Origin of the sequence: Mesorhizobium sp. M1169, from assembly GCF_040318345.1 — a bacterium.
Lineage (GTDB): Bacteria > Pseudomonadota > Alphaproteobacteria > Rhizobiales > Rhizobiaceae > Mesorhizobium.
Genome location: NZ_JAMYME010000080.1, coordinates 1 through 10,300, shown reverse-complemented (window position 1 = coordinate 10,300; position 10,300 = coordinate 1). Strand labels below are relative to the sequence as shown.

The 10,300-nt window shown below is 63.1% G+C and carries 9 protein-coding genes; 3 read left to right on the top strand and 6 right to left on the bottom strand.

Features of this window, described 5'->3' with window-relative positions:
- Positions 1–140: 140 nt before the first annotated feature.
- Positions 141–1,040, bottom strand: coding sequence for an HNH endonuclease (locus NKH41_RS33280; RefSeq protein WP_352746957.1), 900 nt, complete (start codon positions 1,038–1,040; stop codon positions 141–143).
- Between the two features lie 171 nt (positions 1,041–1,211).
- Here NKH41_RS33280 and NKH41_RS33275 point away from each other — a divergent pair, with 171 nt between their 5' ends.
- From NKH41_RS33275 to NKH41_RS33265, 3 genes are all read left to right on the top strand, one after another.
- Positions 1,212–1,568 carry a dihydrofolate reductase family protein gene (locus tag NKH41_RS33275; protein ID WP_352747076.1) on the top strand — a complete coding sequence of 119 codons (357 nt, stop codon included), beginning with the start codon at positions 1,212–1,214 and terminating at the stop codon, positions 1,566–1,568.
- A gap of 109 nt (positions 1,569–1,677) precedes the next feature.
- Entirely contained in the window at positions 1,678–3,408 is a 1,731-nt protein-coding gene (locus tag NKH41_RS33270) for an adenylate/guanylate cyclase domain-containing protein (RefSeq protein WP_352773413.1), read from the top strand.
- Positions 3,409–3,632: 224 nt separating this feature from the next.
- Positions 3,633–4,169: a dihydrofolate reductase family protein gene (locus NKH41_RS33265; RefSeq protein WP_352773416.1), complete on the top strand. Its 537-nt coding sequence runs from the start codon at positions 3,633–3,635 to the stop codon at positions 4,167–4,169.
- Between the two features lie 170 nt (positions 4,170–4,339).
- Here the strand turns inward: NKH41_RS33265 and NKH41_RS33260 are convergent, their stop codons facing one another.
- From NKH41_RS33260 to NKH41_RS33240, 5 genes are all read right to left on the bottom strand, one after another.
- A complete protein-coding gene (locus NKH41_RS33260) occupies positions 4,340–5,203 on the bottom strand; it encodes a patatin-like phospholipase family protein (RefSeq protein WP_352685517.1) in 864 nt (287 codons plus the stop codon).
- On the bottom strand, positions 5,200–6,558 hold the full coding sequence (locus tag NKH41_RS33255; RefSeq protein WP_352773431.1) for a M16 family metallopeptidase: 1,359 nt from the start codon (positions 6,556–6,558) through the stop codon (positions 5,200–5,202). The genes NKH41_RS33260 and NKH41_RS33255 overlap by 4 nt, the downstream gene beginning before the upstream one ends.
- A gap of 190 nt (positions 6,559–6,748) precedes the next feature.
- Positions 6,749–8,113: a M16 family metallopeptidase gene (locus NKH41_RS33250; protein WP_352773419.1), complete on the bottom strand. Its 1,365-nt coding sequence runs from the start codon at positions 8,111–8,113 to the stop codon at positions 6,749–6,751.
- A 97-nt stretch (positions 8,114–8,210) separates the two neighbouring features.
- Positions 8,211–8,765, bottom strand: a complete 555-nt coding sequence (gene rsmD, locus NKH41_RS33245; RefSeq protein ID WP_352773422.1) for a 16S rRNA (guanine(966)-N(2))-methyltransferase RsmD — start codon at positions 8,763–8,765, stop codon at positions 8,211–8,213.
- Positions 8,746–10,300 (bottom strand): pseudouridine synthase (locus NKH41_RS33240; protein ID WP_352935847.1); only part of this gene is annotated, 1,555 nt, incomplete at its 5' end. The genes NKH41_RS33240 and rsmD, both read right to left, overlap by 20 nt.

The following is a 10,300-nucleotide window of genomic DNA, read 5'->3' as shown; positions in this document are numbered from 1 at the left end:
GGCGAGGAGGTCGCGTCGACCTTAATCAAGACGCTTCGGTGCGAGTGGATCCACGGCTTCATCGCCGACTTCTTCAACACTATCGGTCAGAAGTAGCCGTTCCAACTCACCTACCAACACGCTCCCACGCCGGCGGTGCTTCACTGCTTGAAGCAGTGCGCACGGTGCCATTGCAAGAAACGAGGATGAGGGCGTTCAATCTGTCGGGCCGGCGCAAGCGCTCGACTGGTCTTGTTTATGAATGCCTGCACACTTTCCAAGTCGTTAACCTGTCGCGAGATCAGGATTTCGAGGTCATCGGATAGGCTGATCAACCCGCGATCGAACATCCAGTGCGCGGTGCCGGACAGTGCAATCCCGTTGTTGATGACATCCGGGCCGTTCGCTTCGACCGATCGAATATGGGCGGCTGAAACTTCTGCTCGGCCGCCGCCATTTATCAGCTTCAGTCCGGTGATCGCGCAGCGCTCGTCATAGGCGCGCAAGACGATGCGACGGAAAATGCGGTCTCGCACAATTCGCGATCCGATGTAGTTTACGCGATCGCGGCTCTGCTCGAATTCGAATGGCGCCTGCTCCTCCTGAAAGCCGGAAGATGTGCCGACCTCATCTACGCGCGGTAGCAACGACCCGTTCGTGTCCAGGCCCAAATCGATGATGCGGTTGAAATCGGCCGGGCTAATTGGGCGGACGGCCGATTGGGCGCGACCGGAAATTCGTCCCTGATCGTTGAGCAAGCCTCGCTCAACGAGACCATCGGTTCCATTAAATGGAACAGGGTTGACGAAATCGAGATAGGTTCCAGGCTCAATCAGAGCGAGGTACATATCAGGCGTCACAGGATCGGGAATGATTTGTTGGACTTTGGCTACGGCGTAATAGCCGCGGGTATCGTCTACCTTGCTGGGCTCGTAATAGATGATCCAGTCGCCAACGCATGCTTCGACGCGGCGCAGATATGGGCGAGGAAACTGGTATTGCTCGGCGGGGCGGTCATTGTAGATCGAATCTGAGCGATGAATGAAAACCCCGAATCCCATGATCTTCCTGCAATGCGTTCGTTGGGATATCTGCCTCAGAACACCAAAATCCGATCTTGGGAGGTTAGTCCAGGTCGGAGAAGCTTTTCCCCGTGGTATCGGTCTTCTTTTGGAACCGTCTAGGGAAAGCTCCTCCCCTAACAAAGCGCCGCGCTCTTTTCCACGGCGCGTATCGCAGAAGGCCCGCGCCATCCGTCCTCTGACACAAGGAAAAGCGCCAGGAGAAAACTCATCGTCACCGAATTCATCAGCGTCGATGGCATCGCCGAGGTCGAGAAGCTGCCAGGCGTGACCTGGAACGATGAGATGCAAAAATTCAAGGACGACGAGCTTGCCGACAGCGGCGCCATGCTTTTGGGGCGTACGACCTATCAGATTTTTGCCGGCTCCTGGCCCAAGGAGACCGGAGAGTTCGCCGACCGATTCAACGCACTGCCGAAATATGTCGCCTCGACGAGCTTGACGCTGCGCGGATCCCTCCCGCGATTGATGCGATCGAGTTCGCAGCCACCAGGCGGAAGGTTCTGATCCGCCCTTTCTTGCTGCTGCGGTAGGAAGACCTCTTGATTCCAACCACAAGCCCAAATTGCTGGATTTGGCAGCTCTGGAAGGATAAGCTTGGTTTTTGGTTCAAGCGATGGAACAGAGACTAGCCGCAATTCTGGCTGCCGATATGGCGGGCTACAGTCGGCTAATGGAGGCCGACGAATCCGGCACGCTCGCACGCCTTCGGACCCATCGCATAGAACTGGTCGATCCCGCCATCGCGAAGAACAAGGGCCGGATCATCAAGACCACCGGAGACGGCATGCTCGTGGAGTTCCAGAGCGTGACCGATGCCGTGAAATGCGCCGTGGAAATCCAACAGCGCATGAAACGGCGCAATTCGGATGTGCCGCAAGAACGGCGTATCGAATTCAGGATCGGCATAAATCTCGGCGACATCATTTTCGACGATGAGGATATTTTCGGCGACGGCGTCAATATTGCCTCGCGCATCGAGCAACTCGCCGACGTCGGCGGTATCTGCGTGACCGCAGCGGTGGCGACCCAAATTGCCGACCGTCTCGAAATTGCCATGGAGGACCTGGGCGAGAAGACGTTGAAGAACATCAGCCGCCCGGTTCGCCTCTATCGCGTTGGGTTTGATAGTTCTGTCCTGCCGGAAGTCGAGGCAAAGCGATCTATCTCGAAACCTTCGATAGTGGTGCTGCCATTCACCAACATGAGCGGCGACCCCGAGCAGGAATTTTTCGCGGACGGACTGACCGAGGACATCATCACCGAACTGTCCCGCCACCATGAGCTGTTCGTCATCTCGCGCAATTCCAGCTTCGTCTACAAGAACCGCGCCGTGAATGTGCGCGAGGTGGCCGAGAAACTCACCGTCCAATACCTGGTGGAGGGAAGCGTCCGCAAGATCGGCGACAGGGTGCGCGTGACGGTTCAGCTCATCGACACGGCGAATGACGCTCATATTTGGGCAGACAAGTACGACCGGAAGCTGGACGACATATTCGCGATTCAGGATGAGGTGACCGCGGCGATCGCAGCCACGCTGCCCGGTCGTGTCGAGGCGGCTCAGCGGGACCAGCTCGCGCGGGCGAAACCTGCAAACATGGCCGCGTATGAATGTGTGCTTGCTGCCAAGGTGCTGCATCACCGAAGCACGATTGCGGATAATGAACGCGCGCAAACCTTGATAGAAAGGGCCGTCACGCTCGACGCCGATTATGCCCATGCCCATGCCTGGCGGGCCTGCATTCTTGGCCAGGCCTGGGTCCATAACTGGTGCGAAGACAGGGATGCCGTCTGGAACAACATCATGGCAGCGCTGGACAGGGCGCTGGCGCTGGACAACAACGATGCCGATGTCCACCGCATTCTCGCGGCAGTGAACGTGAACAACAATGAGCTGACCACTGCGCGCTACCATCAAGAGCGGGCGCTGGCCCTCAATCCCAATTACGACCTCGTGGTGGTGCAGCAAGGCGAGTTGTTGACGTGGCTGGGGAGGCCGGAAGAGGGAATTGAATGGATCCGCAAGGCAATGCAGTTGAACCCGCACCACCCGGAGAGGTTCTGGAGCCATCTGGGAAAGGCGCATTTCGCCGCGCGCCAGTATGGCGAGGCGATCGAAGCTTTCATGCATCTGTCAACCATGGACTCGGCTCAGCACGCTTTCGCCGCTGCCTGCTACGGCTGGCTCGGCGACGAAATCGCGGCCGCGGCGCATCTAGGCAAGATCAGAACGCTCGATCCCCAATTCGACCTCGATTCATTCATCGCCACCCTGCACTTTGCCCAGGAGTCTGATGTGCAGCACGTCCGCGAAGGACTGCTGAAAGCCGGTATTGCCAACCTGTAGGCAGCCGGTAGCTACGAACCAGAGCCAATCGGCAAAAAAGACCGGCCCCCGATGCGGACCTTGTGGCATGACCGAACGACGGGCAGGTCGGAGAAGCTTTTCCCACGGTATCGGTCTTTGGAAGCGAACAGGGAAAACCCTCCCCCTGAAAAAGCGCCGCGCTAGTTGACGGCGCATGTCGCATAAGGCCCGCGCCATTCGGCCCTGCCAGAAAGGAACTCGCTATGAGAAAACTCATTGTTACCGAATTCATCAGCGTCGATGGCATTGCCGAGGTTGAAAAGCTGCCGAGCGTGGCCTGGAACGATGAGATGCAAAAGTTCAAGGACGACGAGCTTGCCGACAGTGGCGCCATGCTGTTGGGGCGCACGACCTATGAGATCTTTGCCGGCTCGTGGCCCAAGGAGACCGGAGACTTCGCCGACCGCTTCAATGCGCTGCCGAAATATGTCGCCTCGACCAGCTTGCAGGCGCTCGACTGGCAGCCGGCCGAGCTGCTGCAGGGCGCGTTGCCGGACGCGGTCAGAGGGCTGAAGCAAGGCAGCGGCGGCAACATCTATGTGCATGGCAGCCTCAGCGTCGCGCAGGAATTGCTGCGCCACGGCCTGGCCGACCGCATCAGGCTGCTCAGCTATCCCGGTGCCGTCGGCCAGGGCAAGCTGCTGTTCCCGCCCGGCGCGCAATTGCCGCTCGAGCTGATCTCGGCCAGGCAATTCAGCAACGGCGTGGTGGCGCTGGAGTATGCGGCTGGGAAGTCGTGATGAGCCAATCTCCCCCCTTGAGGGGGAGATGCCCGGCAGGGCAGAGGGGGGCGGTTCGACCGGGCTCGGCTCCTCTCTTGCGGCAGTGGGGTGGTTGGCGCATTACGCGAGACGACCCCCTCTGTCGCCTTCGGCGACATCTCCCCCTCAAGGGGGGATTGGCAGCGCCCCTACACCGTCCGCTGCCTGCCCTCGACCGCAGCGTCTTCCCGCGCCCTCAGCGCCTTCTCGATCTCGCGCTTCAGCTCGTCCTTGATCGCCACCGTCTCTGCCATCAGCGCCTCGACCTTCATGAAATCGAGCACCCGGTATTTCGAAACGGCCGGCCGGATCAGAATGTCGGGCCGGCTCTGGTTCAGCTTGCTGGCGATGATCGACTGCATCATCAGCTGCGTGGCGCCGAACATCAGGTCGACGGAGGTCGGGAATTTGCGGCCGGCCTCAGTCGGCGCGCCGACCACGTCGACGGCGATGATGATGTCGGCGTCGAGCTCGATCAGGTCGAACGGCACGGGATTGTAGATGCCGCCGTCGATCAGCAGCCTGCCGTCGCGCATCACCGGGCGGAACACCGCCGGGATCGCCGCCGAGGCGGCCAGCGCCGAATGCAGCTCGCCTTCGTCGAACACGGCGAGCTTGTGGCCATAAAAGTCCGTTGCCGTCACCTTCAGCGGTATCTTCAATTCGGCGAAGGTCTCAGGAATGGCGTCGGGCAGGAACGCCTTGAGGATGCGCTCGACATTGAACTGGCTGACCCGCAGGCCGGCCTGCATCGCCTCGGCAAAAGTGCCGGGCCGCGCCCGCCACATGCGCGTCGCCACTTCGGCGCGACGGCCGAGGATCGAGCGCGTATAGTCGTGGATGTCCTTGCCGGTCATGCCCGAGGCCATGCCGGCGCCCATGATGGCGCCGATCGACGAGCCGGCGATTGCCGCCGGCCTTATGCCCAGCTCGTCCAGCGCCTCGATGACATGGATATGCGCCAGCCCACGCGCCCCGCCGCCGCCAAAGGCGATGCCGAAGCTAGGGCTCATCCCTTGTTGGCCGCGCCGAGCTTCGGCCCGACCACCATGACGGCCGGCTCGGCGGAGAGCAGCTTTTTCGCCACCGCTTTCACCTGGTCCAGCGTCACCGCGTTTATCAGGGCGGCGCGGCGCTGCATGTAGTCGATGCCGAGCTTGCCGAGCTGGATCTCGACCAGCGTTGAGGCGATCGCGCCGGAGGAATTCAGATTGTTTATGGCATAGGCGCCGATCATGTATTTCTTGGTCGCCGCCAGCTCGGCTTCGGTCGGCCCCTCCTCGGCCATGCGCTTGACCACGTCGCGCACCACGGCCAGCGTCTCGGCCGCCCTGTCGGCGCGGGTCGAGGTGGTGATGGACAGCGCCTCGGAATGCTGGTGGTCGACGAGGTCGGAGCTGACGCTGTAGGCCAGGCCGCGCTTCTCGCGCACCTCGTCGAACAGCCGCGAGGTGAAGGTGCCGCCGCCGAGGATCTCGTTCATCAGCACCGCGGCGAAAAAATCCGGCGCATTCCGCTTCACGCCGGGATAGGCGAGTTGCAGCGAGGCCTGCGGCTGGTCGTAAACGACCTCGAGCTGCTGGCCGAGCTTCAGCTCGATGTCGGGAACGGGCGTCAGCGCCTGCTTTTCCGGCAGGCTGCCGAACACCAGGTCGAGCTTCTGCTTCAGCGTCTCGGCGTCGATGGCGCCGACCACCGCGACATGCAGGCCGTCGCGGGCGAAATTCGCCTTGTGGAAGGTGCTGAGATCGGACGGCGTAATCGTCGCGATGCTTTGCCTGGTGCCCTGGTCGGGCCGCGCATAGGGATGATTGCCATAGATCGCTTCCAGCCATTTGCGCTGGGCGAGCGTATCGGGATCGCGCTCGTTGGCGATGATGCCGGACAGGATCTGCGCGCGGATGCGGTCGATCGGCACTTGGTCGAAGCGCGGCTGGTTGACTGCCACGCGCAACAGGTCGAAGGCGCCGTCGCGCTGGTCGGCCAGCATGCGCATCGAGCCGTAGATGCCGTCGCGCTGCGCCTCGAAGCTCATCTCTGCACCGACGTCGTCGAGCTTGATCTGGAAGGCCTCGCTGTCGAGGTTGCCGGCACCTTCGTCGAACAGGCCGCTCATCAGATTGGCAAGCCCTTCCTTGCCGGGCGGGTCCTGCGTCGCGCCGCCATCGAAAACGAAGCGGATAGCGACGATCGGCACCGAATAATCCTCCACCAGCCAGGCGGTGATGCCCTTCGACGAGGTCACCTCCTGGATGTTCACGGCGGCGCGAGCGGAAAGCGCCGGCAGGAGGAGGAAGACGACGGAGAGAATGAGGGTGGCCAGAAGAGGGCCGGCGCGCCAATTGCCAAGGTCGGCGCCGCCCCTCATCGCCCTGCCGGGCACTTCTCCCCGTATAGTGACGGGGAGAAGGGGCTGGCCGCTGTCCCGGCGCTCGCTCTGCAAACGCTGAAGATTGGCGAAACCGTCGGTGGCGGCGCCCCTCTCCCCGTCCCTATACGGGGAGAGGATGCCGGCAGGCAGGTGAGGGGCGGCGCCGACGCTCAAACTCATCATCAAATCAATTCCCAGCCTGGGTTTCGGGAAGCAAATAACCGGTCGTTGCGTGGTCGAGATTGAGATAGCGGGCAGCGACTTCCTTGACCTGGTCGGCGGTGACCTTGCGGATGCGGTCCGGCCATTGCTGGACGTCCTGGACGTTACCGCCTGTGACGAGCGTCGAGCCGTAGATGTTGGCCATGTCCTCCTGCTTGTCGCGGGCAAAGATCATCGAACGTACGAAACGGTCCTTGGATTTTTCCAGCTCGTCGCTGGTGACGCCGTCTTTCACGATGCGGGCGATCTCGGCGTCGACCGCGGCCTCGATGTCGGCAAGCTTGGCATCGCCGCGCGGCGCGCCGTAGACGGTGAAATTGGTGTCGTCGAGCATGGTGCCCTGGAAGAAGGCGCCGGCCTCGGCGGCGATGCCTTGCCTGACGACAAGCTCCTGGTAGAGCCGGCTGCGGTTGCCGCCGCCGAGGATTTCGGACAGCACGTCGAGCGCTTCGGCTTCGCCGGGCTTTGCCGTGTGATAGGACGGGACCACCCATTGCGTGGTAAAGCTCGGCACGCTGACGCGCCCGTCGGTCAGCGTCACCGTGCGCCTGGTGTTCTGCTCGGGCTCAACCGGGCGGATGCGCGGCGGCAGATCCGGGCCGCGCGCGATCTTGCCATAGGTCTTTTCGGCCAGCGCCTTGACCGTTTCCGGCTCGACATCGCCGGCCACCACCAGCACGGCGTTATTGGGTGTATAATATTTGTTGTAGAAAGCCATCGCATCGGTGCGGTTCAGCTTCTCCATCTCCTGCATCCAGCCGATGACCGGAATGCGGTAGGGCTGGTTCTGCCACAGCGTGGCGTCGATCTCCTCGTCGAGCACCGCCTGCGGATTGCTATCGATGCGCGAGCGGCGCTCCTCGAGGATGACGTCGCGCTCGGTTTTGATGACGTCGTCGTTGAGGATGAGATTGCGCATGCGGTCGGCCTCGAAGCCCATCATCTCACCGAGCGCCTGCGGCACCACCGTCTCGTGAAAGGCGGTGTAGTCGTATGAGGTGAAGGCGTTGTCCGAGCCGCCGATGGCGGCGACGGCACGGTCGAGCTCGCCCGCCGCATGGTTGCTGGTCGCCTTGAACATCAGATGCTCGAAGAAATGGGCAATGCCGGACTTGCCCGGCGGCTCGTCGGCGCTGCCGATCTTGTACCAGACCATATGGGTGACGATGGGGGCGCGGTGATCGGGGACGACGACGACCTCCATGCCGTTGTCGAGCAGGAAATCGGTCACGACGCCATCGTCAGGATTGTTATCCGCCAGAGCCGGCGCGGCCATCACCAGAGCCAGTCCCAAGAGCGTTCCGCGCAGCCATTCAGCCTGAAATGTCATAGATGGCTCCGGTTTGTGGTGGGACGATAGGCGGGGTTGCTGGTCGAGGCAAAGCGAATTGTTCGTCATTTTGAAGGCGCCACCGTGGAAGCCGAACTCAGGCGGCCTCGATGAACCGGATGACCGTCTCGCCATAGTTGCGCTCGTCGACAACCGAAAAGCCCGGCCCTGCCTCGAACGGCGCCGCCGACGCTTCCTCGACGACGCAGAGCGCGCCAGGGGCGAGCCAACCACCGGCCTTGGCCGAGCGCAACGCACGTTCGCCAAGGCCTTTGCCATAGGGCGGATCGGCGAAGACAAGGCCGAATGCGGCGATGGTGCCTGCCTCGCCCAAGCCCGTCGCGTCGCGGCGGAATATCTTGGTGCGGCCGGTGAGGCCGAAGGCCTCGACATTGGTGCGGATCAGGCCGCGCCCTTCGGCGGATTCTTCGATGAAGACAGCGTAGGAGGCGCCGCGCGACAGCGCTTCGAGGCCGAGCGCGCCGGTGCCGGCGAACAGGTCGAGCACGCGCGCGCCGTCCAGTTTTTCAGGAAAGCGATGCGCCAGCACGTTGAAGACCGCCTCACGCGTGCGGTCGGTGGTCGGGCGGATGGCAAAGGTGCGGGGCGTCGCCAGCGGACGCCCGCGAAACTCACCGCCGACGATCCGCATTGCTTCCCTTCGGGCCGCCGCGCGGCCGGTCGCCACCGCCATCCGGGCGCTCGCCGCGCGGTTTGCCGAACGGCTTTGCACCGCCGCCTTGCGGCTTGCCGCCGGGCTTGCCGTAAGACGGCTTGAACGATGCCTTGCGCGCCTTGTTTTCCGCCGCCTTGGCGGCGTCTGCCTCCGCCCTGCCCTTGCCGATCGGCCGTGCGCCCGGCGCCATCCAGACATTGGCCTTGCGCTGGCCCGGCGGCTCGATCGGCCGCTGCTCGCGTTCGGATTTTTTCCCACCGAAGCCGCCACGAGGCTTGTCGCCGCGGGGTTTGTCCCCGAAGTCGCTGCGTTCAGGTCTGGGGCCACGCTCGCCAAAGCTCTTTTTTGGCCCAAAGCTCCTGTCAGGGCTTGTCGACAGCTTGCCGAGCGCTTCGTCGCGGCTGCCTTCGCGGCGCTTGCGGTTCTTGATCAGGCCGCCCTCGCCGATCGGCCGGCGTTCGCCGTCGCGGGTGAATTTCGGCCGCTCTGGCTCCTCTTCGCGCTCACGCCTGACCGGCTTGTTGGAAAACGGCTTGGCGATATCGGCATCGAAATTGGCGCCGGATTCTTCGACCAGGCGCTCGCCGAGCTGGTCGCGCAGCACGCGGCCCTTGATCTCCAGCACATGGCCTTCCGGCAAATCGTCGAGCTGGAACGGCCCGTAGGAAATGCGGATCAGCCGCGTCACGTCGAGACCGAGCGCGCCCAGGATGTTCCTGACCTCGCGGTTCTTGCCTTCGCGCAGGCCGAGTGTCAGCCAGGCGTTCGAACCCTGCTCGCGGTCGAGGGTCGCTTCGATGGCGCCGTAAAAGACACCGTCGACGGCAATGCCTTCGCGCAGGCCGGCAAGCGCGCTTTCCTCGACCTTGCCGTGAACGCGCACGCGGTAGCGTCGCAACCAGCCGGTCGCCGGCAGTTCGAGCACGCGCGACAGGCCGCCATCATTGGTGAGCAGCAGCAGGCCTTCGGTGTTGATGTCGAGCCGGCCGATGGTCATCAGCCGCGGCAGCCCGGGCGGCAGCACATCGAAGACGGTCTTGCGGCCTTCGGGATCGCGGTTTGTCGTGACCACGCCGGCCGGCTTGTGGAACAGGAACAGCCTGGTGCGCTCGATCGGCGGGATCTCCATGCCGTCGAGATGGATGATGTCGTCGGGCATGACGTTGAAGGCCGGCGAGGACAACACCTTGCCATTGACCTTGACGCGGCCGGCCGCAATCAGTTCCTCGGCGTCGCGGCGCGAGGCCAGGCCGGCACGCGCCAGCCGCTTGGCAATGCGTTCGCCGGCTTCTTCCGTTGCCTCGACGCGACGCGGGCGCGGCTTGAAGCCGCCTTCCGATGCGGCCTGTGCCGTTTGTGCCCCATGGGGTCGATCGCCGCCAAAATCACGCTTGGGACGGTCGAAGCGCCTCTCGCCGCGCTCGCTTTCGGCAGCTGCCGGCCGGTCGCCGCGCGGCGCATAAGGCTTGCGTGGACCCTCGCGCTGTTCATAAGGCTTGCCTTCCGGACGC

Coding starts and splice junctions, on each gene's coding strand:
- rsmD (WP_352773422.1), bottom strand. CDS start 8,765: ATGCGGATCGTCGGCGGTGAGTTTCGCGGGCGTCCGCTGGCGACGCCC.
- NKH41_RS33255 (WP_352773431.1), bottom strand. CDS start 6,558: ATGAGGGGCGGCGCCGACCTTGGCAATTGGCGCGCCGGCCCTCTTCTG.
- NKH41_RS33270 (WP_352773413.1), top strand. CDS start 1,678: ATGGAACAGAGACTAGCCGCAATTCTGGCTGCCGATATGGCGGGCTAC.
- NKH41_RS33250 (WP_352773419.1), bottom strand. CDS start 8,113: ATGACATTTCAGGCTGAATGGCTGCGCGGAACGCTCTTGGGACTGGCT.
- NKH41_RS33260 (WP_352685517.1), bottom strand. CDS start 5,203: ATGAGCCCTAGCTTCGGCATCGCCTTTGGCGGCGGCGGGGCGCGTGGG.
- NKH41_RS33280 (WP_352746957.1), bottom strand. CDS start 1,040: ATGGGATTCGGGGTTTTCATTCATCGCTCAGATTCGATCTACAATGAC.
- NKH41_RS33265 (WP_352773416.1), top strand. CDS start 3,633: ATGAGAAAACTCATTGTTACCGAATTCATCAGCGTCGATGGCATTGCC.